We start from the raw sequence: 25,362 nt of genomic DNA on the forward strand, positions 1-25,362 counted from the left end.
TCAATCAAGACTGTCCAATAAAAATCAGAAAGTGAGTTTTAAATAGTCGTCACGTAGTTGTTGTTGTTTATTTTAAAATGAAATGATCTAAACTAGAAATATATTCTATTTCTAGATTGGACAATCGTTCAATTTTGAACTGTCGTTTCTGACAGTGCCATAAAACTGAACGCCATGCTTCTCTCAAGGTGCAAACCAACCGGAGAGGTATGATGCGAGTCATAGCAATAAATAAAAAGAATTCTGATCAGTACCAAAATTATTTGGAGCAGATGTATCAGCTCAGGGCAAAAGTATTCCTGGGGCGTCTTGGATGGGAAGTTGCGGTTGAAAATGGCCGCGAGTTTGATGCTTTTGATGAGCTTGATCCCACCTATATTGTTTGTGTTCTCAATGACGGAACGGTGGCTGGATGTGCACGACTGTTACCGGCCCTCGGCCCGACAATGCTTGAGGTGACATTCCCGCAGCTGATTGGCAAGGGACTTTATCATCCGCATAAAGCAATGGTTGAGAGTTCCCGGTTTTGTGTCGATACAACACTGCCTGTTGCCTCATCCCGCCAGTGGGCTAACAAAATGACGAATATGATGTTCGCCGGTATCATTGAATGGTGCATGAAGAACAGCATCAGCGAAATCATGACCGTTACAGATCTGCGCTTTGAAAGAATATTGGGAATTAGCCGATGGCCGTTGCAGCGCATTGGTGAACCCCTTGAGATAGGCGTAACAACGGCAATTGCCGGTACGTTACCGGCTGATATGGAAAGCTTCAACAAGCTCAGACCCGAAGGATATTGGTCTGATCTGTCTGTTCCAAGCAAGATTGCAGCCTGATTTCAATACTTAGCAATGGGGAAACCCATTGCTAAGTCCCTCTACCAATGGAAACACCTTATTTCTGGTTCTGTTGCGTTGTGGCAGAAGATATAAATAATGAAAAAAATAACGAATATAGAAGCATCCAATGATAATGATGAGCACACAGCTTCTGATCTGGAAGACAAGGCAAGAGTTGCCCTACAGGAGCATCGCAGATTAGCCGCTAGCGCAGATGAGGCTTATGAGAATCTGCAGTATGCCTATCAGCAGAAGGTGCCACTAACTGACGAGATATTTTCTCAGCTGCAAATCAATTACCTCAAAGCAATGATTGAAATGCAGTTTCAGCAGGATGAGCTCAATAAAATGCTGAATAAGCTTGGTTATATTCCGAAGATCAGCACAATGGGCCATTAACGCATCAAATCAGAAAATTTTTAGTGGCAATATAGATTGCGTTTTTAATACCTCCGGCTCCAAGAGTTTCCTTGGCATTGTTCAGGTGCTGTCTGACTGCGCTTTCACCAATATTCAGGATTTGCCCTATCTCGCTGTTTGTCTTGTTGTTTGCCGCCCACCGCAGGCAGGTCAGTTGTCTTGCTGTTAAGCTGTATTTCTTACCGACTAAGGCACCTGTCATTATTAATTGCAGGTAGATATGCAGGTATGTCGCTGCTGCCGTTGCCTGATAAGGGTTTTTGACGAAGGGGAGCTTCTCGGCAGAATTGCTGGTTGCCAGAGTGAGGAGGGCCGTGCGTCCAAAACCGGCATAAACAGGAATTGATAATCCAGACTGGATGCCGAATTTCTTGGCTTCCTTTAAAAACTGTTTCTGTTTTCTTGAAAGGTTATGGCTGAGGGTCTGCTCATCCCAGACAAAGGGAGCAATATGATTTTTAGCCGTCATAATGACCGGATCAATCAGGGAGTAGCCTTCCGCAAGATAATGGGACTGCCATTCTTTGGGGTAGTTTGAAAAAATCTGGATATCACTGCCAGCCAGATCAACATAAGCAAACCACTCACAACGGTATGCATGGGCAAAGTCACGCAGAGCTACCATGATGACGCGCTTGTCGCAGCCACCGTTCAGCGCCTCCACGAGTTCGTCAAAGGCAAATGGGGTCATACTGACTCCTGTATTTCTGCTTTTTACGCGATGTATGCCTCTTTTGTGCAGATATGAAGGCTTCTACTCTTACTGATTGAGCATTTTATAAAAATGCTTGCAAATTCCTTATAAAAATTTTCTACATATTTTATGGGTATATATTTGAATTTCTTTCGTCATATCACAGCTTTATTTTTCACTTTTAGAGAATAATTTTCTTGGCTTTAAACAATGTGGGTAGGGTAAAAAATAAGAAAATTACTATTGCCTGTATAGAAGGCCCAGCCTAAGTTGTACGCTTGTCAAATGGCAGCAGGTGTGGGGTCTATGAAAAATTCAAATGACGTTTGGGATCTCGTTGAGCAAAAGCGGGATGCTTTTTTTGCTCTGAGTGATCAGGTCTGGGACACCCCTGAAACAAATTTCGAAGAATATCTTTCCGCACAAGAACACGCCAGAATTCTTGATCACGAGGGCTTTCGCACGCAAATCGGAGTTGCCGGAATGCCGACAGCTCTTGTCGGAGAAGCCGGTGAAGGTGGCCCCGTTATCGCAATTCTTGGTGAATACGATGCACTGCCAGGGCTTAGTCAGGAGGCTGGTGTTGCTGTTGAGAGACCACTTGTTGACGGTGGACACGGTCATGGCTGCGGGCATAATCTGCTTGGTACGGGCTCTTTAATGGCAGCCACTGCTGTTAAAGACTATCTTGCTGCAAATGGTATCAAGGGGCGTGTTCGTTATTACGGATGTCCGGCAGAAGAGGGCGGTTCAGCTAAAGGTTTTATGGTTCGGGCCGGCCTGTTTGACGATGTTGATGTGGCGATTTGCTGGCATCCTGCGGCCTTCGCAGGAGTGAACAAGCCTGTGTCACTTGCCTGCTGTGAAATCAGTTTCCAGTTTAATGGCCGCGCTTCACATGCCGCTGCAACACCGCATCTTGGCCGCAGTGCACTAGACGCTGTCGAGCTGATGAATATCGGTGTCAATTATATGCGCGAGCATATGCCATCATCTGCACGTATTCATTACGCCATAACAGATAGTGGCGGAAACGCTCCAAATGTTGTACAGGCCCGTGCGGTTGTGCGTCATCTGGTGCGTGCTAAAACGTTGCCTGAGCTGATGGAGCTTGTGGCCCGCGTTCGCAAAATTGCAGATGGTGCCGCGCTCATGACAGAAACAAGTGTCAGCAGTCATGTTGTCAGCGGAGATGCCAATCTGATTGGCAATACGCCACTTGAAGAATTGATGCACAAACATCTGGAAAGACTTGGACCACCCGTCTTTGATGATGCAGACAAGCGTAAGGCGGCCGAGTTTCAGAAGACATTTTCGGAAGAGGATATCCGATCATCCTTCGCGCGATTTGGTCAGCCGGTTTGCAAAGACCTTTCCCTATGCGATACAATCATTCCATTGGGTGTTGGGGATGACAATTTTGTTGGCTCAACAGATGTTGGAACGGTCAGTTGGGTCGTGCCAACGGTGCAGATGCGTGGCGCAACTTTTGCAATTGGTACGCCCGGGCATTCCTGGCAACTGGTTGCGCAGGGTAAGTTACCTGCAGCCCATAAAGGTATGGAACATGCAGCAAAGGTTATGGCAGCAACAGCTGTCGATCTGATCTGTAATCCTGAGTATATCGCGCAGGCAAAGAGTGACTTTGATAAAAGACTTGATGGGGTTCAATTCATCAATCCACTCCCGGATGATGTTCAGCCTGCCATTCCGGAAAAGTAAGATGAGTGAGAAACTTATGTTAAAGCAGAGCGCGAAGCAGGTACGGGGTTAATGTATCACTACAGCTTCCTTGAAATGATCAGCTTTTCAACCGGATACGGTAAGCCTCTGCTCATCGGTGTCGCAATGACGATTTGCCTTGCTGTTGCCGGGTTCTTCATTGGGGCTTTTATTGGTATTTTTGGCGCGTGGGCCAAGCTTTCTGGTGGCTATATTGCCCGTAGTGTTGCTGATGCCTATACGACTGTTTTGCGTGCAATCCCCGAGCTTCTTGTCATTTTCCTATTCTATTACGGCGGGACTGCCGCGATTTCTGCGCTTGGTAAGTTTTTGAATGTTGAGGGTACACTCGGCTTTCCCGGATTCCTGGCAGGCTCATTGGCAATCGGGATATGTGCCGGGGCTCAGCATACAGAAGTCTTTCGTGGCGCTTTCAATGCTGTCCATAAAGGGGAGATTGAAGCTGCCCTTGCATGTGGTATGAGCCGATTTACACGCTTTCGCCGTATCATTATGCCGTTAACATTACGACATGCTTTGCCGGGCCTCGGCAATGTCTGGCAGATCGTCTTGAAAGAATCTGCGCTTGTTTCTGCTGTAGGTATCATTGAACTGATGCGCCAGACACAGCTGGCTGCAGGTTCAACCGGCATGCCGTTCAACTTCTATATGCTGGCTGCTGCGGCTTATCTCGGTATTTCAACGATTTCCGGTTTTCTGCTTCAGTTATCTGAACGCAGATTATCTCGTGGTGTAAGGAGATAAGAAATGGATACCTCCTTCACCTATGAAACCTTTGTTCGCCTGCTTGGGGCTTTGCCGCTGACATTGCAGCTGGCTGCTATCGGTATATCGATTGGTGCGTTTTTTGCCATGATACTCGCCCTGATGCGGGTTTCTGGCTATGCCATTCTTGATTGGCCGGCACGCGCATATGTTTTTGTCTTTCGTGGGACCCCTCTGTTGGTCCAGATATTCTTGATCTATTATGGCCTTGGCCAGTTCATGCTGATTAAGAAAAGCTTCTTGTGGCCTTTCTTACGTGAGCCATATTGGTGTGCCATTCTGGCGCTGGTCATGAATACTGCCGCTTATTCCAGCGAGATATTCAGAGGCGGGCTGTTGTCTGTCCCTCATGGGCAGGTTGAGGCTGCAAGAGCTTGTGGCATGTCCCGTTTAATGATTTTCCGTCGCATTACATTACCCCTTGCCATTCGTCAGGCACTGCCAGCTTACAGCAATGAAATGATCTCAATGATCAAGGCAACATCGCTTGCTTCCACAGTGACGATTATGGAGATTACAGGCGTTGCAGGCAGTATTATCTCAGAGACCTTCCGGGCGATTGAAGTGTTTGTGATTGCAGGGGCAATCTATCTTGCAATCAATTTTGTTCTGACACGTATTCTGGGGGCCATGGAATACTGGCTGTCTCCACATCTGCGTCAGCCTCCGTCTGCTATTCTAAGCAGCAGTGCTGCCTAGAAAATCAGCATTGTTATATCAGAAATTGATGCTTCTCATTTGACGTTATCCGTCAATAGGTTATCAATTAACTGAAATAAAAATCTCAAGAGGGACAACACAATGAAAAAGCTAGCAACGGTATTTTTTGCCGCAATGGCTGCAATTGCCAGTTTTACGGCTCTTCCAGCCATGGCTGAAGGCAAAAAATGGACCAAGATTGTTATTGGTACTGAAGGGGCATTCCCTCCTTACAACCTGACACGTCCAGATGGTACGCTTGATGGGTATGAAATTGATCTGGCTAAGGATATCTGCGCACGTCTGAAGCTTGAATGCACTTTTGTTTCCCAGTCGTTTGATGGACAGATTCCAGCACTTCAGGCTGGTAAGTTTGACGTCTTCATGGTTGGTATGTCCATCACCAAGAAGCGTGAAGAAGTCATCAACTTCTCCCACTCTTACGGTGGGGTTGGGCAGGCTTTCGCTGTTGCGAAGGGAAGTGACCTGGAGAAGATGCCTTATGCAAACGAGCTGATCGTTCTTTCTGGTGATGAAGCCACATACAAAAAAGCTATTGAAGACCTGAAGCCTTTCCTGAAAGGCAAGACAATCGGTGTTCAGACAGCTTCGATCGCCTCACGCTTCCTCAGTGAGTATTTCAAGGACATTATTACACTTCGTGAATATAAGACGACAGAGCAGCATGACCTTGATCTCGCAGCCGGTCGTCTTGATGCTGTCATGGCCTCTCGCGGTTATCTGGCAGCTGTTATGAAAAAGCCTTCTAATTCAGAAATGGTTCTCGCAGGGCCACGTTTCCACGGTGGTGATATCATTGGGCCGGGCACAGGCGCAGGCTTCCGTAAAGAAGATACCGAGCTGCGGGATATGTTCAATACGGCAATTGATGCAGCCATTGCAGATGGTACAATCAAGAGATTGTCTGAAAAATGGTTTGGCTTTGATATTACGCCAAAGGCATCTAAATAAATTCAGAATAAATAGATGGGCGGTTTATCCGCCCATTTTTTATACGCCAGTGCGTAAGGAATTGATGGGGCCTTTATGATGTTCGCTAAAACACATTCTTGAAGTTGCATCAGTGCATAGTACATCTGCTTTAAAGGAATGAAGAGTGCTATCTTCTGTCCTTATCAGTGGAGAGAAACATGAAGTTGTATTTTGCCCCCCATGCCTGTTCAATGAACCCCCATATCGTTTTAGCAGAACTCGGGCTTCCATATGAGTTGATCAAGGTTGATACCAAGACAAAGAAAATGTCCAATGGCGGCGATTTTTATGATGTCAGCCCCAAAGGATATGTACCGGCTCTTGAGCTTGATAATGGTGAAATTCTGACAGAGGGGCCAGTTATCGTTCAGTACTTAGCTGATCTTAAGCCAGAAGCTGATATCGCACCTAAAAATGGTACTATGGAACGTGTTCGCATGCAGGAATGGCTCCACTATATTGGTACCGAGCTGCATGGTTCTGCCGGGCCACTTTTTAACCCAACCATGCCAGCAGAGGTTAAGGAGATTTTCAAGAAAAAGCTTATTAATCGTATTGGCTTTATTGAACCTGTTCTGGAAAAGCAGGACTATCTGGTTGGTGGTAAGTTTACACCGGCTGACGGGTATCTCTTCGTCGTTCTTGGATGGCTGAAGTACTTTGATATTGATGTCAAGCAATGGCCTGCAATTGCACGTTTTGTCGAGCGTGTTGCAAAGATTCCGGCTGTTCAGAAGGCTATTCAGGAAGAAGATAACTTCAAGTAATTCTCTACCTTGAAATGTTATGGAGAGGGGCCTTTGGGCCCCTTTTTTTATTTGCGGACAAACAGCACTTCAAATGTTGAGCTGTTAGTATGTTTGTCTCCAATTGGAGTTACTGTGAACGTTGGTTGAAGATTCTTCATAAACTGCTCTTCAACTTCAATAGATTTTTGCCGTGTCCAGCCTAATGTCTGCTCCGCAACCTGACGATGAAATGAGATCAGAAAAGCGCGAGTTTGCAATAATAAAGGCACTATTTCTGAAAGAAGGCTATATTCGCCGCCTTCTATATCCATTTTTAGGATAATATCTTCATCTGGTTCCATTAGCGCCAGAACTTCAGAAGGCGTAATAGGCTGGACCTGCCAGACAGGCTTTTCCGGTTGTGGTTGTGATGCCAGTAAAATACTGGACATTGAATCTCCCGGCTTCCTGTTCGCGCGCATAAAAACAGGTTCATTCTTCGGATAAAGAGCCTTGGCAATAACTTCAATATGATCTGCAAGCGTCGGATTTGCCAGCAGATTACTTCTGAACTGGGAAAGCGCGACAGGATCTGCCTCAAGTGCAATGACCCTTTTTGCTGTAAAGGAAGCCCACAAGGATGTCGGGCCAACCCAGGCTCCAATATCTATAAATGTTGTATCTGGTGCCAGAAGGTCATCAATGAGAGACAGAGTTTCTGGCTCCCATAGACCCTTGCAGAATTTATCCCAAAATGTTGGCTGGGCATCATCTATAAAAAGGGTGCGATTTTTGTAGTCTATTTGTCTGGCCATTCCGTACACCTGTTGTTACGGAGGCATGTTATCTGTCGGGGCAGATAATGGTGTGCGGACTGTTCCACTACGGTCTTAAACTAAAAGCGGGAGCGTATCTTCGCTCCCGCTTCGTGTGACACTGCCTTCAAGGGACAATGGCACTAAAGAGACGATATCCCAGTTATATTAAGGGGGGACTGGGTATTCCTGAAATATCGTCTCAATAACCCAAAACCGGATCAGATAGTCAGACCAAGTTTTGCAGCGACACCTGCACCATAGGCAGGGTCAGCTTTAGAGAAGTGTGCAATCTGGCGACGGATGATTTCTTCCGGGACGCCCTGCATTGCATCACGAATGTTGCTGAAAAGCTGGTCCTGCTGGTCTTTGGACATCAAACGGAACAGATTGCCTGGCTGGGTATAATCATCGTTGCCTTCGCGATGATCATAGCGGTCTGCATCGCCTGAAATTTTCAACGGAGGCTCTGCGTATGCTTTATCTTCCTTCGGGCCACCAAAGCTGTTTGGTTCATAATATGCATCAGGATTGGCACGGCCTTCCAGACGCATTGCACCATCCGCATTGTAGCTGTGAACAGGGCAACGGGGCTTGTTAACCGGAATCTGGTGATGGTTGATACCAAGACGATAACGATGGGCATCTGCATAAGAGAAGAGGCGGCCCTGAAGCATTTTATCTGGAGAGAAGCCAATGCCCGGTATAATATTTGCAGGGGTAAGCCCGGCTTGCTCAACTTCAGCAAAATAGTTTTCTGGATTACGGTTGAGCTCAAAAATGCCAACTTCAATGAGTGGATACTCAGCATGAGGCCAGACTTTTGTCAGATCAAACGGGTTGTAAGATGTCTTTTCAGCATCCATTTCGGGCATGATCTGAACGCAGAAACGCCAGCGCGGGAATTCTTTGCGCTCAATAGCTTCATAAAGATCACGCTGCGCAGATTCACGATCACTACCAATCACGTCTGCTGCTTCTGCATTGGTCCAGTTCTTAATGCCCTGCATGGACTTGAAATGGAACTTCACCCAGAAACGTTCATTGTCAGCATTGATGAATGAATATGTGTGGGAGCCAAAACCGTGAATAAATCTGAAGCTCTGAGGCAGGCCACGATCTGACATCAGGATTGTTACCTGATGCAGGCTTTCTGGAGATAGGGACCAGAAATCCCACATAGCTGTGCTGGAGCGCATGTTCGTGCGCGGATGACGCTTCTGTGTGTGAATGAAATCAGGGAACTTCAAAGGGTCACGGATAAAGAATACTGGTGTGTTATTGCCAACGATATCCCAGTTACCATCTTCCGTATAAAACCGGAGAGCAAAACCTCTGACATCACGTTCAGCATCAGCAGCACCGCGCTCACCAGCAACTGTAGAGAAGCGGATAAAGGCCTCTGTCTGCTTGCCGATATTCTCAAACAGTTTAGCGCGGCTGTATTTTGTAATGTCATTTGTAATAGTCAGTGTGCCGTATGCGCCAGAGCCTTTGGCATGGACTGTACGCTCAGGGATACGCTCCCGATTCTGATGGGCGAGCTTTTCAAGCAGAAGGAAATCCTGAAGAAGGACTGGGCCGCGAGGACCTGCTGTCTGAGTATTCTGATTGTCTGAAACTGGGGCGCCATTTTCAGTTGTGAGTGTAAAAGATGATTTTGTACTCATAATGAGCCCTCTTTCTAAGATATGTGAAAAATTTGCCTCTTTACCTGCGACAGAAGGACTTATCTGCGAGGAAAATCATTTAATCCTCTTGCTTTGTGGCAATATTTATTGATAAGAACAAATTGTATTATTTTCTCATGAGTATAAGAAAAAATTATAATGATTACGTTGCGTCATCTACGATATTTCGAGGCTTTGTCTCGCCATAATAACTTCAGCAGGGCAGCTGAGGAATGTGCAGTAACCCAGCCAGCTATGTCTATTCAAATTCAAGAATTTGAGAATATACTTGGGATTCCGCTTGTTGAGCGGAGGAGGGGGGCAGCTGAACTGACTGCTGTTGGAATAGAGGTTGCCAAAAAGGCTAAGGACATTTTGCTATCTGTCCATGATCTTCAGGATTATGTAGCTACAGCAGGTGGTTACCTACAAGGAAAGTTATCGTTGGGAATTATCCCAACTCTGGCTCCTTATCTGCTTGCCCAGCTTCTGCCAGCCATTCGCACCTCATTTCCAGAACTCGAACTGTCTATTTATGAAGCGCATACTGAGAAGCTTTACGAAGAGCTTACAACAGGGCGTTTAGATTCAATCCTGATTTCTACTCCAGTTGATCAGGAAGGGGTCCAGTCAATAGATCTTTTTGAAGATGGTTTTGTTCTGGCAATATGCAGCAATGCGGAATTGTCTAAGGAACCAATTATTTCAAGCCAGAGCCTGAGTGATATTGATGTTCTGTTACTTGATGAAGGGCATTGCCTGAGAGATCAGGCTTTGAGCTTCTGCAATACCTCTACCAAACGTATACGGGAGCAGTATGGGGCCACAAGTCTGGCAACAATCATTCAGCTTATTGTAAATTGTCAGGGAGCAACTTTCCTTCCAGAAATTGCAATTCCAGCTGAGCTGAAAGACCCTTCACGACTGATTTTGCGTCGTTTCTCGGATATTAAACCCTCTCGGAAGGTTAATCTGGCTTGGCGTACAAGTTCCCCAAGAAAAGAAGAGTTTGAAACATTGGGGCATGTGATCGCTCATGTCGGTAGTGAGGCTGTTGCTAAAGGACGCCAGATAATGGCTAGAAATGGTGGCTAATACTGTTTTTTCGCATGATTTGATGCGTAAAATATAGCTCGCTATTTTATATGTATTTTTAGCAAAACTTATAATGCACGCGTGTTTATGAAGAAATATTTTCATAAACACGCGTGCATTTTGATTTGGATCAGACTATAGCGCAGTTAACTAACCAAGCAATATGGGAATGTTGGAAGCGTTTAAGTCTTTATTTTACGGGGGCTTCGTCTGCGAATCGCAAAGTAAAATCTGGCAGGAACAAAATAACGAACAGAATGTTCCCTTATCTGGTTAGCAAAATTACAGTCTTAAACTGACTATTAGTGACGATAAGAGGTTCAATATGTTGAATAAGTTATCTGCCGAGTTCTTCGGGACTTTCTGGCTTGTTTTTGGTGGTTGTGGCAGTGCTGTTCTTGCAGCTGCATTTCCTGAATTAGGAATTGGTTTTCACGGTGTTGCACTGGCATTCGGTCTGACAGTTCTGACAATGGCTTATGCTGTTGGTGGTATTTCCGGCGGTCACTTTAACCCAGCTGTTTCTTTAGGTCTGGCTGTTGCTGGCCGTTTTGATATCAAGCATCTCGTCCCTTACTGGGTTGCTCAGGTTCTCGGTGCAATTGCTGCAGCTGCCGTTCTGTTCCTTATTGCTTCCGGTAAAGCTGATTTCACAGTTGGTGGTTTTGCAACCAATGGTTTTGGTGAATTGTCTCCGGGTAAATACAGCCTTCAAGCTGTTGTTATCGCAGAAGTTGTTCTGACAGCTTTCTTCGTGATTATTATTCTGGGTGCCACATCCAAACTGGTTCCGGCTGGCTTTGCTCCAATTGCAATTGGTCTTGGCCTGACACTGATCCACCTCGTTTCTATTCCGGTTTCCAATACATCAGTTAACCCAGCCCGTTCGCTTGGTGTTGCTATTTTTGCTGAGACCGCAGCTTTGCAGCAGCTCTGGGTGTTCTGGGCAGCTCCATTGGCAGGCGCTATTGTTGGCGCTGTCATCTGGAAAGTTCTGCTCGGTAAGGAATAAGTCGAGACCCGATATTATTAAAAGAAAACGCCCCGAAAGGGGCGTTTTTTATTAGAAGCTTGGAGGAGGTGGGATGTCGAGACCATCCAATCCACCATCACCACCGGGGCCTTCCATATCAGGCAGGACCATATTATCCAGCTGCTGCTGGATAGCAGCCGGAGCCAATGTCGTATTCGAATCCTTGTAATGGGTGACCATTCCAGGGAAGAAGAACAGAATACCAATCATCAGAATCTGAATGCAGAGAAATGGGATAGCACCCCAGTAAATCTGCCCTGTTGTTACCGGCTGGATTGTCGTGCCTGTAACCCTATCCTGATAGGCCGTCGTGGGTGCGACGGATCTTAAGAAGAACAGAGAGAAGCCAAATGGGGGATGCAGGAAGCTTGTCTGCATATTAACGGCAAGCATGACGCCAAACCAGACCAGATCAATGCCCAGAGCATTCGCTGTTGGAACCAGCAGCGGAATAACAATGAATGCCAGCTCGAAGTAATCGAGGAAGAAGGCAAGGACGAAGACAAACACCATCACGAAGAGAATGAAACCTGTCTCTCCACCCGGAAGGGAAGTTAGCAGGTTTTCAACCCACGTGCGGCCCTCAACGGCAAAGAATGTTAAAGAGAAGACGCGTGCACCCAGAAGAATGAACATAGCAAAGGTTGCAAGCTTGGCGGTTGATTCCGTTGCCTGACGAAGCATCTGCCAGTTGAAACGGGCAGGATTTTTGTCAGACCAGCGCTTGAAAGCGGCCATCAGCAGAGCGCCGATCGCTCCCATAGCACCACCTTCTGTTGGTGTTGCGATCTGAAGGATGATTGTGCCCAATACAAGAAAGATCAGGAACAATGGCGGAACCATCACGAAGGTGACCTGTTCTGCGATACGGGAAATCAGACGAAACTTGAAGAAGCGCTCTAAAATACCGGCAATCAATGCGTAGATTAAGCTGACCAGAAGAATCTCGATTGTTGCAACCTTGGCGAAAGAGCTACCATCCTGCATGGTATAGAATGCCCAGCCAAAGACCAGTGTCAGCGCAAGTGTAACAAGAACATACCTGCTGCCAAGGAAGCGATTAATGATTGAACAGGTGAACGCAACAATCGCGGCAATCAGAATGGAGATAATGACAACGTCAATTGGTGATGAAATGCCGGCATTGACGACGATACGATCTGCATAATAGCCAGAGAACAGGACAAGAATACCAAGCTGCCAAAGGCCGCGTGCACCTGATGGCTCACGGTGACCGATCGCATCAACCGGCAGGCCGGGAGCGCTCTTCGGGAAGATAATCGAACTGATAAAAATCCAGAGGGCATATAAACCGGCAAGTGTCAGCCCCGGAATGAATGCACCTTTGTACATGTCACCTACTGAGCGTCCGAGCTGGTCACCAAGAATAATCAGAACGAGAGAAGGTGGAATAATCTGAGCCAATGTACCTGCAGCAGCAATAACACCGCTGGCAAGTCTGCGATCATAACCATAACGCAGCATGATCGGCAGGGAGATCAGGCCCATCGAGATAACGGATGCTGCGACAACACCCGTTGTTGCTGCGAGGAGGGCACCAACAAAAATGACCGCATAGGCAAGACCACCACGGATGGTTCCGAAAACCTGACCGATGGTATCAAGCAGATCTTCGGCCATGCCTGAACGTTCGAGTACGAGGCCCATAAAGGTAAAGAAGGGGATGGCAAGCATCACCTCATTTTTCATGACCTCGAACATTCGGTCTGGCAAGGCTTGTAAAAGCGGCCATTGAACGTTCACAGAGCCCGGTACGAGGTCTGTGAGGAAAAGGGCAATAAAGAAGAAGATCAGACCATTGGCAGCCAGCGAAAACGCAACAGGGTACCCCAACAGCAGAAACACGATAAGCGACGCAAACATTAACGGCGCAAGATTGTGGGCTATAAGCTCAAGCATGGAATAAACTCTGCTACTTAATCAGCTGCGGGCCGAACCGTCATCGGACGATCCTGCTTTGGAGCTGTTACCAGGGGAAACGGCTGTATCTTCTGAAGCAAGCTCAGCCTTAATACGGTCAGCTTCTTCTTTTGCACTGTCGAGGTGGCCGGCGTGATTATCGGGCATCAGGCCGCGCATAATGGCTATGCGTTTGATGACTTCGCTGATCCACTGAAGACCAAGCACATAGAAGCCTGCCATGATAAGTGCCTTCGCAGGCCAGACAATCAGGCCGCCAACACTTGAGGAAACCTCACCTGAACGATAGGTCGAAAATACGAAATCTGGCGTCAGATACATCATGACAGCCAGAAATGGCAGCATAAAGAAGAAATGACAGAATAGCTCAACCCAGTTCCTTGCCTTTGGAGAAAGGCGGGAAGAAATTACGTCGATGCGGACATGACCGTTATTTTTCCACGTCCATGCAGCGCATAGCATGAAGGTCGCCCCAAACAGGTACCATTGCAGTTCCAGAAGACCATTGGATGAAAGATCTGGAAAAATATAGCGCAGCAAGGCATTTCCGGCAGACACAAGCGTTGCCAGAAACACGGTCCATGCAAAAATACGGCCAATCCACTCGGTAATAAAATCGATACCGCGCGATAATTTAATCAGGCTGGACACCGGATTCCTCATACTTCTTTATATTCGCCCCAAAGACCAGTATGCTCTCTGAAACCCGATGTTACGGGTGTCGTGGAACTTCTATTGCAGTTGTCGCTAACTTGGCGACCCCGACAATGGTCATGAATTTCACGTCAAAATTCAGTAAACGACCCGTATGGGCTCGCTTTGGACACTAGGCTGTGCTAGGCGAACATTTCTGTAATTTTAAAATACCTATTTGGTATTGGCTTTTCATCTAGACGATCTGGATGAAAGGCGCAATAAAATATCGAATTATAGTGTATAAACATGCTGGATATAATGGAACGAGCCATATGAGTGATGAATTCTTTCGTGAGGTTGACGAGGAATACCGTCGTGACCGTATTTCTGAAATATGGAAAAAACACAGCAATCTGATTATCAGTGTTGTTGCGCTCGTGATCATCGGTGTTGGTGGTTATCGTTATTGGGAAAATGCACAGCTTAATAAAGCTCAGGATGCCAGCATGCGTTTTATGCAGGCAACCAGCCTTATCCAGCAGGGCAAGAATTCCGATGCTGAACAGATTCTCGGTAGCCTGAGTAAAGATGCTCCTGAAAGCTATGTATTGCTTTCCCGCTTTACGGCTGCTGGTGATCTGGTTGCGAAGGATACGGATGGCGCCATTCGTGAGTACAATGCGCTTGCCGCAGACAGCAAGATCAGCACTGACTGGCGTGATTATGCCAAGCTGCGTAGTGCCATGTTGCGGATGAATGCCGCTGACCCGTCTTCTGCACAGAGCGACCTTGAGCTTCTTTCCAATAACAGTGCCTGGCGTCACACGGCAAAAGAAATGCTGGTTTTGCTCTTTATCGAGAAGGGTGATCAGGCAGCTGCCCGACGTTGGCTCGATGCTATTGAACAAGATGCTGAGACACCTCCTTCTTTACGGACCCGTTTGCCGCTTTATACCGGTATTCTGGACGGTGGGGTTGTTCAAACTGTAAAGTAAGCATTTATGGGACGATACATCGTCCCATAAATTTATGATTTTGATGCCTGCTCTTAATTCGATGCAGGAAAATATGTGAGACTACAGGGACCATGACCCTAACCGTTGCCATTATTGGACGTCCAAACGTCGGAAAATCAACCATGTTCAATCGACTGGTTGGTAAAAAACTTGCGCTTGTTGACGACAGGCCGGGGGTAACCCGGGATCGCCGGGAAGGGGATGCCCGTCTTGCAGAGCTTTCATTCAAAATTATTGATACGGCTGGTTTGGAAGAAGCAGACGACGCCTCACTGCTTGGGCGCATGCGGGCGCAGACTGAAGCTGCCATTGATGAAGCTGATCTTCTGTTCTTTGTCGTTGATGCCCGTGTTGGTATTTTACCGGCTGACCGTCCATTTGCAGAACTTGTCCGACGATCTGGCAAGCCCGTCATTCTGATTGCCAATAAGGCAGAAGGCGGCAAGGGGATGGAAGGCGCTTATGAAGCCTACTCCCTTGGACTTGGGGATCCAATCGCTCTTTCTGCGGAACATGGTGAGGGGCTGGGCGATCTTTATGATGCGCTTGTTCCATATAAGGAGCAGATGGATTGGGATGACGATGATGAAATGGATGACGAAGCACGGGCTAAAAAGCCTTTGCAGGTTGCCATTGTCGGTCGTCCGAATGCCGGTAAATCAACCCTGATCAATCGGATGCTCGGGGAAGAGCGTTTGCTGACAGGGCCGGAGGCCGGTATTACGCGCGATTCCATCTCTCTTGACTGGTCGTGGCGTGGACGACAGTTCCGTCTCTTTGATACGGCAGGTTTGCGGAAAAGGGCGCGTGTTGAGGATAAGCTTGAGAAACTGTCTGTTGCCGATGGTTTGCGTGCTGTCCGTTTTGCAGAAGTGGTTGTGGTGTTGCTTGATGCAACCATTCCATTTGAAAAGCAGGATTTAACCATTGTTGACCTGATTGAAACGGAAGGCCGCGCATTGGTCATCGGCCTCAATAAATGGGATCTCGTGGCGGACCAGAGTGGTTTGCTTACAGAGCTGAAGGAAAAGGCTACTCGTCTTCTACCTCAGGTCAGGGGCGCACCGATCATTCCTTTGTCCGGCCTTGCAGGTGAGGGGATTGATGCCCTGATGAAGGCCGTGCTTCAAGTTTATGAAGTATGGAATACGCGTATTTCAACTGCACGTCTCAATGAATGGCTTTCTGAGGCATTGGAGGTTAATCCACCACCTGCTGTTTCAGGGCGTCGTATCAAGATACGCTATATGACACAGGTTAAGGCCAGACCCCCGCATTTTGCTATTTTCGGAAACCAGCTTGATGCGCTGCCAAAATCATACAGCCGTTATCTGGTCAACAATATCCGTGAAGTCTTTAAGTTGCCGGGCGTGCCGATCAGGCTGTCTCTGCGGACGGGTAAGAACCCATTCGATAAAAAACGTCGTTAAGTTTTTATAGCCAGAAAATTTGTTAAGCAGCCTAAGGAGATAACTTATCTCCTCTTTAGGTTTGTCTAAAGGCTTATTTTTTTTCCTGACTGCTACATATACTATCCAAGAGTATAGATAGAAACATACCGCTTTAACGCATTGCAACATCCATCTGCTCAATGGACATGCCGGGGGCATGAGCCAGTGAACTGATTAAAATCAGCTCACCTTCCTCTTTTACGTACGGCAGGTGACATAGTGCTAAGAAACCAACTGAATAACATACTTCGACGGGATCATAAATCCATTCCCTGGAATGATATGGCCCCGATTAGGGCAGAACTATTTAGTATCGAACGTCTTGAACAGCATGCTGAAAGTTTGGCTCATGCCCAGACAGTGACCCAGTCACCGAAGTCTGTCATGTCGCTTCAGTCCAGACTTGATGAAAATGCAAAAGCTCTGCTGAAGGCTTACAGGGCCAGTGCGAATGCTGTTGAAGCCGAGGATGAAATTGTTCCGGCCGCCGAATGGCTGCTGGATAATTATCATGTGATTGAAGAACAAATATGGGAAATCCGCTCAGATCTGCCACAAAGTTATTATAAGCAGTTGCCTAAACTTGATAGTGGCCCGTTCAGTGGCTATCCACGTGTTTTTGGCATTGCCTGGGCATTTGTTGCTCATACGGATAGTCATTTTACACCTGAAGCCCTGCGTAGTTTCTTACGGTCTTATCAGCGTGTTCAGCCCCTGACGATTGGTGAGTTGTGGGCTGTAGCCATCACATTACGCATTGTTCTTATCGAAAATCTGAGGCGTTTATCCAAACAGATCATTGATGCCCATCTTTTACGTGAGGAAGCCAATGAGTTAGCCGACCGTATGCTGGGTGTGAATGGTCATGCGCAGGAAACAATGGCGGATGTTCTTGCGCCTTATGACCGGAAATCCCTGCCAGTTATTCTTGCTGCCCAGCTTTCTCGCCGTTTCAGAGATCCTGATCCAAAGATTGCCCCCATTCAGGAGTGGCTGGAACGCAGATTGGAGCAGGATAATCTGACCATTGATGAGGCCGTCCATCTTGCCCAGCAAAGACAGGGCGCTTCAAATGTGACCGTTCAGAATGTCGTCACAAGTATGCGTCTGATCTCCAATACTGACTGGTCCGAGCTTTTTGAAAGTGTCAGTCTTGTTGATGAATGTCTTCGCCATGCCTGTTCATTCCGTAAAATGGATTTCTCGACACGTAATCTATACCGTAGTGCGATTGAGGTTCTGGCACGTGGTTCCAAACTGAAAGAGCTGGAAATTGCCGAACGGGCCTTGGCGTGTGCTGAGGAAGCCCGGGAAAAGGGAGAAGAAAAAAGAAAACAGGATCCGGGTTACTATCTTGTCTCTAAAGGGCGTTATGAATTTGAGCGTCTGATTAACTTCAAACCTCCGTTTGGAAAATGGTTTTACCGGTCTGCGATTGCACGAGGAGTTAGAAGTTATGTGACCAGCGTACATGTTGTGATGCTGGTCATTCTTGCTGGCATTTTAGCGCTTGTCTGGCGTTCTGATCTTAACTTAATTTATCTCCCCTTATTACTTGTTATTGGCTTGATACCTGTCAGTGAAGCAGCTGTTTTCATAGTCAATCAGCTAGCCATCAGACTGTATAAACCCCGAAAGCTTCCGGCATTCAACTTGGGAGACTTTATACCAGAACATCTCCGGACAATGGTTGTTGTGCCGACGCTTCTCCTTAACAAGGCAGATGTTCTTGAGCAGGTTGAACAGCTGGAGGTCCACCATCTGGCAAGTCCTGATGGACATGTGACATACGCTTTGCTGTCTGACTGGCAGGATTCTGATCAGGAAATAACGGATCAGGATAAGGAGCTTCTGGAAACTGCTCAAAAGGCTGTTGAAGCTCTTAATGAGAAATATGGTCCCAGTGCATCCGGACGACGTTTTCTTATACTCCATCGTCGCCGACTGTTCAATGAAAGTGAAAATACATGGATGGGCTGGGAGCGGAAGCGGGGCAAACTTAGTGAATTGAACCGATTGTTACGCGGAGATACTGAGACGACATTCCTGCCGGATGCGGATGTAAACCGGGTGCCAGAGAATGTCCGGTTTGTTATTACGCTTGATGCAGACACACGTCTTCCATTGGGAACTGTCAGTAAGCTTATTGGCAAGATGGCCCATCCTCTGAATCAGCCCAAGTTTGATAAGAATTTACAGCGAATAACCGAAGGCTATGCGATTATGCAGCCGCGTGTTACGCCTTCACTTCCGACACAAAGTGAAAGTACGCTATTTCAGCAGGTGTTTTCCAGCCCTGGTGGGCTTGACCCTTATTCAAGTGCGGTTTCCGATGTTTATCAGGATATGTTCGGGGAAGGCACATATACAGGAAAAGGTATATATGATGTTGATGCCTTTGAGGCATCTCTTGAAGGACGTATTCCTGAAAATACACTGCTTAGCCATGATCTTTTTGAGAGCATCTTTGCTCGTGCTGCTTATGTTTCTGACATAGAATTTATTGAAGACTTTCCATCTCGATATGATGTTGCCAATAAACGCGCCCATCGTTGGGCACGCGGTGACTGGCAGTTGCTACCCTGGGCTTTACGGCTGACTAAGAGGGGCTTTGGTGGTGTTGCCCGGCTCGGCCGGTGGAAAATGATGGATAATCTGCGTCGAGCAATGCTCGCGCCAATGACGTTTATTGCTTTTATTGCCAGCTGGTTTTTGCCACCCAATGCAGCCTTCTACTGGCTCTTGTCACTTGTGTTGATGATGGCTGTTCCAAGTCTTGTTCCTGTCTTCATATCTGCAACCTCGCGGCTAAGAGGAATTACACGGCGAAGCCGATTTACCGTTATTGCCAATGATCTGAAAATAGCCGGACTCCTTGTTCTTCTGAATATAACATTCCTTGCTGATCAGGCATGGCTGATGGGGGATGCGTTTTTCAGAACGATCTACCGTTTGTTTATCAGCCGTAAGAATATGCTTGAATGGGTAACGTCAGCTCAGGCCGGGAGTCGTCCCCGACTGACATTATTTGGCTTCTATCGTTCTATGTCAGGCGGAGTTGTTCTTGTTGTTCTAGCGCTGCTTTTGGCTGTTGCTTTTGGACAAGCTGCCTGGCTAGAAATCTTGCCACTGGCTATTTTATGGCTTGCCGCTCCTGCTATTGCTTCATTGATCAGTAAACGTCCCAAGGCCCGTAACCGTGTGGAAATTACTCAGGAAGACAAGAATGAGCTCAGAATAATCGCAAGAAAAACATGGCGGTATTTTGAGACCTTTGTAACAGCCGACGATAATATGCTGCCACCGGATAATTTTCAGGAAGATCCTGAACCAATTTTGGCACGGCGGACATCTCCAACAAATATTAGTCTCTATTTTCTCTCTGCTGTTTCAGCCCGTGATTTTGGCTGGACAAGTACCCTGCGGGCTGTCGAGCGTTTTGAGTCTACATTTGAAACCCTGAAAAAGCTCGAGAAATTCAAAGGACACTTTTATAATTGGTATGACACATCTAACCTGGATGTCCTTCAGCCCCCTTATGTTTCATCGGTTGATAGCGGTAATTTTGGTGGACATTTGATTGCTCTTGCTCAGGCGTGTGAAGAATGGGCTGAAATGCCGATCAAAAGAGAAGTTGTTATGACAGGTATCTCAGACAATCTGTCTCTTTTGAAAGATGCTCTTGAAGCTATTGGTTCTGAAATTGGAGACAAATCTAATAAAGTCGATGAGTATCTCAGACAGATAGAAGAGCGCTTGTCCTTTATACTGAATGAGGAAGACAAACCTCTCGAAGATACGCTGTTCTCCCTGGAAATACTTTGTGCTGAGCTAGTCCTGCATATTGAAACGGTAATATCAAAAATCCGTTCGTTGAGTGCTGCGGACGTTCTTTTTTGGGCAAAGGCAGTTCTTACTTCGGTTGAGGAGCATCATAAGGATATTCTTTATCTGCGCGATGCGCCGCAAAGTGTACGCCGACGTCTTAGGAAGATAGCTACCCGAGCCCGTAAACTTGCTCTTGATATGGATTTCAGTTTTCTGGTCGATAAAAAGCGCAAGCTGCTCTCAATAGGTTACTCTGTTCCACAGAATAGCCTTGATAACAATTGTTATGACCTTCTGGCGTCTGAAGCACGCCTTGCCAGTTTCTTCGCTATTGCAAAGGGTGATGTCCCGGCGCGTCACTGGTTCCGTCTAGGCAGAACCGGGGCTCCTGTCGGTAAGGGGGCGGCCCTTATATCTTGGTCCGGCTCAATGTTTGAATATTTGATGCCGGCTTTGGTTATGCGGGAACCGATTGGTTCTCTGCTGGATCGGACAAACAATCTGGTTGTTGATTGTCAGGAGGCCTATGGCACAAAGATAGGAACACCGTGGGGCATATCGGAATCTGCCTATAATGCGCGTGATATCGAGTTTACCTATCAGTATTCAAACTTTGGCATTCCTGATCTTGGGCTTAAACGCGGGCTGTCTGATAATCATGTCATAGCCCCTTATGCTACGGGGCTCGCATCAATGTATGATCCCCACAAGGTCATTGAGAATTACAGACGTCTTAAGGATATAGGGGCGTGTGGCCGATACGGCTATTATGATGCAGTGGATTTCACGAAGGCCCGTCTTCTTGAAGGCATTGAGTTTGAGATTGTATATAATTATATGGCTCACCATCAGGGAATGACGATTGTTGCAATTGCCAATACCCTGATGAACAAGTGCATGCAGGAGCGTTTCCATGCTGAGCCAATTATCCATGCCAGTGAATTGCTTCTTCAGGAACGTACGCCGCGTCATGTTACAGCGCCGCCACAACGCGCCGAAGAGTACAATGTTGCAGCAGCCAAGTTAAAAGTGGGAGCTGCAACCGTTCGTCGTCTGACAGCCGTACGCGGGACGTCGCCAGCAACCCATCTCATGTCCAATGGCAGCTATTCCGTTATGCTGACATCTGCCGGCTCTGGCGTCAGCAAGTGGAATGGCATGACAGTAACCCGCTGGCGTGAAGATGCATCACGGGATGACTGGGGTTCATATATCTTCCTGAAAGATATTGAGACGAAAGAGGTATGGTCAGCGGGGCAGCAGCCGACGGGGACAATTCCAGACCAGTATGAAGTTCTGTTTAGTGAAGACAGAGCGGAGTTTAGCCGCAGGGATGGTAATCTCACAACTGCAATGGATGTTCTCGTATCTGCTGAAAGTCCATCAGAAGTCCGGCGTATTACTCTGTCTAATTCAGGTTCTGAGACACGGATGATCGAACTGACATCTTACATGGAGCTTGTGCTAGCCAGCTCAGATTCAGACATTGCACATCCGGCTTTCTCTAAGATGTTTGTACAAACCGAGTATCTGCAAGAATATGGTGCTTTGATCGCAACAAGGCGCCCACGAGCTGCAAACGATCCGGAATTATGGGCCGCACATGTGGCTTTTATCAGCGGTGATCACTTGAGAGAGCCAACTGAGTATGAGACCGATCGTGCCAGGTTCCTCGGTCGTGGAAGGACAATTCGCTCTCCGGAAGCAATATGGGAGGAGGGGAAACTCTCCAATTCTACCGGAACGGTTCTTGATCCTGTCTTTTCATTGCGTCATCGGGTTGAGGTCGAACCAGGAAGAACCACACGTATTTCGTTCTGGACATTTGTTGCATCCTCCCGTGATGAGCTGATTAATCTTATTGATACTCATCGGAGCCCCGGTTCGTATGAGCGCGCCATGACGTTGGCATGGACACAGGCCCAGCTACAACTGCGCCACTTGGATATTGGTGCCCGCGAAGCTGCAGATTTCCAGAGACTGGCCGGGCATGTCATCTTTGCTGATCCGCGGCTAAGGCCATCTTCGGATATCATCAAGTTGGGCCTTGGCCCGCAAAACGGATTGTGGTCGCAGGGGATATCTGGAGATCTGCCAATTGTTGCGATACGGATTGATGATCTTGAGGATATGGAAGTTGTCCGACAGTTAATTCGTGCGCATGAGTATTGGAATCTCAAAGGGTTATCTGTCGATCTTGTGATTATAAATGAGCGCTCAGCATCGTATTTGCAGGACCTGCAGAACGCAATTGAAGCTGTGGCTCGGGCAAGTCGACCGCGTTTGATTATCAATGGACGTGCGATTGGAGGTTCCATATATACGCTGCGCTCTGATCTGATGAGTGTTGAGACACGCAATCTGGTGAATTCTGTTGCACGTATTGTTCTGACAGCAAGGCGCGGCTTACTGGCAGACCAGTTTGCCCGTCTGGATACGGCGCCTCCTGTCAAACTGCTGCCTCCTTACAGATACAATTCTTCTGCAGAGCGAATTGAGTTGTCTGAGGAACTGGAGTTTTTCAATGGCTTTGGTGGTTTTGCTGATAATGGCCGAGAGTATGTCATTACGTTTGAAAGTAAAAAGCAAACACCAACGCCATGGATTAATGTTATTGCCAACGATGGTTTTGGTTTTCACGTCTCTGCAGAGGGGGCCGGTTATACCTGGGCGGTCAACAGCCGAGATTATCAACTGACACCGTGGTCAAATGATCCTGTATCGAACGCTGCCGGTGAATGTCTTTATATCCGGGATGAAAAAACAGGTGATATCTTCTGCCCAACGGCAGCCCCACTCCGTGACAGGGGAAACTATATTGCCCGGCACGGTAGGGGCTACAGCCGTTTTGAACATCGTGCCTTTGGTATTCATATGGATACCTTGCAGTTTGTTCCCGTGACGGACCATGTGAAGATTACCCGGTTGAAGTTAAAAAACCTTTCAGGTCAGCCGCGTGAACTATCTATAACGGCTTATCTTGAATGGGTTCTGGGTTCCTCCCGTGGAGCTGTTGCGCCTTACATTGTCACGGAAATAGAGCCTGAAACACAAGCATTTTTAGCTCGTAATCCATGGAGTATCCCATTCGGAACGCGTGTTTCATTCTTTGATATGCTTGGACAGCAGACAGCCTGGACTGGTGATCGTCGTGAGTTTCTGGGTCGTAATGGTAGGTTGGCCTATCCGGCTGTATTACAGGAGAAAGAGCCCCTCTCAGGCAATACTGGCGCTGGTTATGATCCGTGTGCTGCCATCCAGCAGAAGATTGAACTTGCACCCGAAGAAACTAAGGAAATTATTGTTCTATTAGGAGATGCTGAATCAGTTGATGAAGCTAAGGCGCTTGTCGAAAAGTACCGGTCTATCAATTTCGACAGCCTGCTAAATGAAGTTAAAGAGTACTGGGATAAAATTCTGACAGCAATTCAGATACGAACGCCAGACCGAGCTATGGACATCATGATCAACCACTGGCTCCTGTATCAGACCCAGGCATGCCGGATTACGGCCCGCTCTGCATTCTATCAGGCGAGTGGTGCATATGGTTTTCGTGATCAGTTGCAAGATGGTATGGCAATGACATTTACCCTGCCAGAACAGACTAGACAGCATCTTATTCGTGCGGCAGGAAGGCAGTTTCCGGAAGGTGATGTTCAGCACTGGTGGTTGCCACATTCCGGGCAGGGTGTCCGAACACGGATCTCTGATGACAGGGTCTGGCTGTCTTATGGTGTTGCAACCTACATTCGAGCAACAGGTGACGAAAGCATTCTCGATGAACAAATTCCATTCATTGAAGGGCAGCAGCTTGGTGAGGGGGAGCATGATGCCTTTTTCTTCCCACTGCAGTCAGAGGAAGTTGCCAGCCTGTTTGAGCACTGTGCACGTGGTCTTGATCAATGTGTCAAACTGACCGGTTCGCATGGTTTGCCACTTATCGGTACAGGTGACTGGAATGATGGTATGAACCGTGTTGGTGAACTTGGTAAGGGTGAAAGTATCTGGCTTGGTTGGCTTTTTGTAAAAACGGTTGAGCTGATCGCACCATTTGCGGAGAAACGTGATCCGGATAGGCTGAATACATGGCGTGTTCATTCTGCAATGGTTGCTGCTGCCATTGAACAATATGGCTGGGATGGTGAATGGTATCGCCGCGGATACTTTGATGATGGCACACCATTTGGATCTTCTGGCAGTGATGAATGCCAGATAGATGCTATTGCCCAGACTTGGGCTGTTCTGTCTGGAGGTGCAAAGCCGGAAAGGGCCCATAAGGCGATGCGGGCGATGGAGCGATATCTTGTCCGCTATGAAGATGGCATCTCGTTATTGTTTACGCCGCCCTTTGATAAGACCTCTCGTGATCCGGGTTACATAAAAGGATACCCGCCAGGTTTGCGTGAGAATGGAGGTCAATATAGTCACGCAGCAATGTGGGGGATTATTGCCTTTGCCGAAATGGGTAAGGGAGACACGGCTGGGCGGCTGTTCTCACTGCTGAACCCCATCAATCATGCCAAGAATGATGAAGAAGTTGCCCGCTATAAAGTTGAACCTTACGTCGTTGCTGCTGACGTTTATTCTGAAGCGCCGCATATCGGCCGGGGTGGCTGGACGTGGTACACAGGCTCTGCAGGCTGGATGTACAGAGCCGGAGTTGAGAGCATCATTGGTCTCAAACAGCAGGACGGTCATTTGACAATTGAGCCGTGTATTCCAACCTACTGGCCATCATTCAGTTGTCGGGTTCATATTGCTGACACCACCTATGAGATTGAAGTCAGCAATGACGCCAGTGTCAATAAGGGAATCAGTAAGGCACTTCTGAATGGCAAGGTACAGAAGATCGAGAAAAGTGGCCGTCTCATACTCCTGCTTGACGGGAAGGCCCACAAGCTTGAAATCTCACTTGGAAAGAAGGGCTCCGGCTCGCGAAAGAGTGAATAAAAACGGGCAGGATTTAATCCTGCCCAAACTGTTCCACTCTTGG

General features: G+C 47.3%; 17 protein-coding genes. 12 read left to right on the top strand and 5 right to left on the bottom strand.

Going from position 1 to position 25,362, the window contains the following annotated elements:
• Positions 1–212: 212 nt before the first annotated feature.
• Together traI and WJT86_RS05860 are read left to right on the top strand one after the other, a co-directional pair.
• Complete coding sequence (gene traI, locus WJT86_RS05855; RefSeq protein ID WP_346337053.1) at positions 213–839, top strand: acyl-homoserine-lactone synthase; 627 nt, start codon at positions 213–215, stop codon at positions 837–839.
• A gap of 99 nt (positions 840–938) precedes the next feature.
• Positions 939–1,241, top strand: a complete 303-nt coding sequence (locus tag WJT86_RS05860) for a transcriptional repressor TraM (RefSeq protein ID WP_346336591.1) — start codon at positions 939–941, stop codon at positions 1,239–1,241.
• A gap of 4 nt (positions 1,242–1,245) precedes the next feature.
• Here WJT86_RS05860 and WJT86_RS05865 read toward each other — a convergent pair whose 3' ends face one another.
• Positions 1,246–1,953 carry a LuxR family transcriptional regulator gene (locus tag WJT86_RS05865; protein ID WP_346336592.1) on the bottom strand — a complete coding sequence of 236 codons (708 nt, stop codon included), beginning with the start codon at positions 1,951–1,953 and terminating at the stop codon, positions 1,246–1,248.
• Between the two features lie 309 nt (positions 1,954–2,262).
• On the opposite strand from WJT86_RS05865, the gene WJT86_RS05870 reads away from it, so the two are divergent.
• The 5 genes from WJT86_RS05870 (at position 2,263) to gstA (ending at position 6,923) form a co-directional block, all read left to right on the top strand.
• Positions 2,263–3,678 carry a M20 family metallopeptidase gene (locus tag WJT86_RS05870; protein ID WP_346336593.1) on the top strand — a complete coding sequence of 472 codons (1,416 nt, stop codon included), beginning with the start codon at positions 2,263–2,265 and terminating at the stop codon, positions 3,676–3,678.
• Between the two features lie 51 nt (positions 3,679–3,729).
• Positions 3,730–4,443: an ABC transporter permease gene (locus tag WJT86_RS05875; protein ID WP_346336594.1), complete on the top strand. Its 714-nt coding sequence runs from the start codon at positions 3,730–3,732 to the stop codon at positions 4,441–4,443.
• Positions 4,444–4,446: 3 nt separating this feature from the next.
• Positions 4,447–5,163, top strand: coding sequence for an ABC transporter permease (locus WJT86_RS05880; RefSeq protein ID WP_346336595.1), 717 nt, complete (start codon positions 4,447–4,449; stop codon positions 5,161–5,163).
• A gap of 102 nt (positions 5,164–5,265) precedes the next feature.
• A complete protein-coding gene (locus WJT86_RS05885; RefSeq protein WP_346336596.1) occupies positions 5,266–6,135 on the top strand; it encodes a transporter substrate-binding domain-containing protein in 870 nt (289 codons plus the stop codon).
• A 179-nt stretch (positions 6,136–6,314) separates the two neighbouring features.
• Positions 6,315–6,923 (top strand): glutathione transferase GstA, encoded by a 609-nt coding sequence (gene gstA, locus WJT86_RS05890; RefSeq protein WP_346336597.1) that lies wholly within the window; start codon positions 6,315–6,317, stop codon positions 6,921–6,923.
• Between the two features lie 47 nt (positions 6,924–6,970).
• Here gstA and WJT86_RS05895 read toward each other — a convergent pair whose 3' ends face one another.
• Together WJT86_RS05895 and WJT86_RS05900 are read right to left on the bottom strand one after the other, a co-directional pair.
• The gene (locus WJT86_RS05895; protein ID WP_346336598.1) at positions 6,971–7,699 is read right to left on the bottom strand and encodes an FkbM family methyltransferase; all 729 of its coding nucleotides are present in this window, start codon (positions 7,697–7,699) and stop codon (positions 6,971–6,973) included.
• Between the two features lie 221 nt (positions 7,700–7,920).
• Entirely contained in the window at positions 7,921–9,369 is a 1,449-nt protein-coding gene (locus tag WJT86_RS05900) for a catalase (protein WP_346336599.1), read from the bottom strand.
• A gap of 159 nt (positions 9,370–9,528) precedes the next feature.
• Between WJT86_RS05900 and WJT86_RS05905 the strand changes: the two genes are divergently transcribed.
• Both WJT86_RS05905 and aqpZ read left to right on the top strand, forming a co-directional pair.
• Positions 9,529–10,464 carry a hydrogen peroxide-inducible genes activator gene (locus tag WJT86_RS05905; protein ID WP_346336600.1) on the top strand — a complete coding sequence of 312 codons (936 nt, stop codon included), beginning with the start codon at positions 9,529–9,531 and terminating at the stop codon, positions 10,462–10,464.
• 325 nt (positions 10,465–10,789) lie between these two features.
• Positions 10,790–11,476 carry an aquaporin Z gene (gene aqpZ / locus WJT86_RS05910; protein WP_346336601.1) on the top strand — a complete coding sequence of 229 codons (687 nt, stop codon included), beginning with the start codon at positions 10,790–10,792 and terminating at the stop codon, positions 11,474–11,476.
• A gap of 51 nt (positions 11,477–11,527) precedes the next feature.
• Here the strand turns inward: aqpZ and WJT86_RS05915 are convergent, their stop codons facing one another.
• Positions 11,528–13,417, bottom strand: a complete 1,890-nt coding sequence (locus WJT86_RS05915; RefSeq protein ID WP_346336602.1) for a TRAP transporter large permease — start codon at positions 13,415–13,417, stop codon at positions 11,528–11,530.
• 21 nt (positions 13,418–13,438) lie between these two features.
• The gene (locus tag WJT86_RS05920; RefSeq protein ID WP_346336603.1) at positions 13,439–14,089 is read right to left on the bottom strand and encodes a TRAP transporter small permease subunit; all 651 of its coding nucleotides are present in this window, start codon (positions 14,087–14,089) and stop codon (positions 13,439–13,441) included.
• A gap of 317 nt (positions 14,090–14,406) precedes the next feature.
• Between WJT86_RS05920 and WJT86_RS05925 the strand changes: the two genes are divergently transcribed.
• The 3 genes from WJT86_RS05925 (at position 14,407) to WJT86_RS05935 (ending at position 25,319) form a co-directional block, all read left to right on the top strand.
• On the top strand, positions 14,407–15,069 hold the full coding sequence (locus WJT86_RS05925) for a tetratricopeptide repeat protein (RefSeq protein WP_346336604.1): 663 nt from the start codon (positions 14,407–14,409) through the stop codon (positions 15,067–15,069).
• 92 nt (positions 15,070–15,161) lie between these two features.
• Complete coding sequence (gene der / locus WJT86_RS05930; protein ID WP_346336605.1) at positions 15,162–16,520, top strand: ribosome biogenesis GTPase Der; 1,359 nt, start codon at positions 15,162–15,164, stop codon at positions 16,518–16,520.
• A gap of 303 nt (positions 16,521–16,823) precedes the next feature.
• Positions 16,824–25,319 carry a GH36-type glycosyl hydrolase domain-containing protein gene (locus tag WJT86_RS05935; protein WP_346336606.1) on the top strand — a complete coding sequence of 2,832 codons (8,496 nt, stop codon included), beginning with the start codon at positions 16,824–16,826 and terminating at the stop codon, positions 25,317–25,319.
• Positions 25,320–25,362 lie beyond the last annotated feature (43 nt).

Origin of the sequence: Hohaiivirga grylli, assembly GCF_039655745.1 — a bacterium.
GTDB classification, from domain to species: Bacteria; Pseudomonadota; Alphaproteobacteria; order Rhizobiales; family Beijerinckiaceae; genus Hohaiivirga; species Hohaiivirga grylli.

What these genes read in the sequence shown, in the direction of transcription:
- traI (WP_346337053.1), top strand. Translation starts at nt 213, where the DNA reads ATGCGAGTCATAGCAATAAATAAAAAGAATTCTGATCAGTACCAAAAT.
- WJT86_RS05860 (WP_346336591.1), top strand. Translation starts at nt 939, where the DNA reads ATGAAAAAAATAACGAATATAGAAGCATCCAATGATAATGATGAGCAC.
- WJT86_RS05865 (WP_346336592.1), bottom strand. Translation starts at nt 1,953, where the DNA reads ATGACCCCATTTGCCTTTGACGAACTCGTGGAGGCGCTGAACGGTGGC.
- WJT86_RS05870 (WP_346336593.1), top strand. Translation starts at nt 2,263, where the DNA reads ATGAAAAATTCAAATGACGTTTGGGATCTCGTTGAGCAAAAGCGGGAT.
- WJT86_RS05875 (WP_346336594.1), top strand. Translation starts at nt 3,730, where the DNA reads ATGTATCACTACAGCTTCCTTGAAATGATCAGCTTTTCAACCGGATAC.
- WJT86_RS05880 (WP_346336595.1), top strand. Translation starts at nt 4,447, where the DNA reads ATGGATACCTCCTTCACCTATGAAACCTTTGTTCGCCTGCTTGGGGCT.
- WJT86_RS05885 (WP_346336596.1), top strand. Translation starts at nt 5,266, where the DNA reads ATGAAAAAGCTAGCAACGGTATTTTTTGCCGCAATGGCTGCAATTGCC.
- gstA (WP_346336597.1), top strand. Translation starts at nt 6,315, where the DNA reads ATGAAGTTGTATTTTGCCCCCCATGCCTGTTCAATGAACCCCCATATC.
- WJT86_RS05895 (WP_346336598.1), bottom strand. Translation starts at nt 7,699, where the DNA reads ATGGCCAGACAAATAGACTACAAAAATCGCACCCTTTTTATAGATGAT.
- WJT86_RS05900 (WP_346336599.1), bottom strand. Translation starts at nt 9,369, where the DNA reads ATGAGTACAAAATCATCTTTTACACTCACAACTGAAAATGGCGCCCCA.
- WJT86_RS05905 (WP_346336600.1), top strand. Translation starts at nt 9,529, where the DNA reads ATGATTACGTTGCGTCATCTACGATATTTCGAGGCTTTGTCTCGCCAT.
- aqpZ (WP_346336601.1), top strand. Translation starts at nt 10,790, where the DNA reads ATGTTGAATAAGTTATCTGCCGAGTTCTTCGGGACTTTCTGGCTTGTT.
- WJT86_RS05915 (WP_346336602.1), bottom strand. Translation starts at nt 13,417, where the DNA reads ATGCTTGAGCTTATAGCCCACAATCTTGCGCCGTTAATGTTTGCGTCG.
- WJT86_RS05925 (WP_346336604.1), top strand. Translation starts at nt 14,407, where the DNA reads ATGAGTGATGAATTCTTTCGTGAGGTTGACGAGGAATACCGTCGTGAC.
- der (WP_346336605.1), top strand. Translation starts at nt 15,162, where the DNA reads ATGACCCTAACCGTTGCCATTATTGGACGTCCAAACGTCGGAAAATCA.
- WJT86_RS05935 (WP_346336606.1), top strand. Translation starts at nt 16,824, where the DNA reads ATGGCCCCGATTAGGGCAGAACTATTTAGTATCGAACGTCTTGAACAG.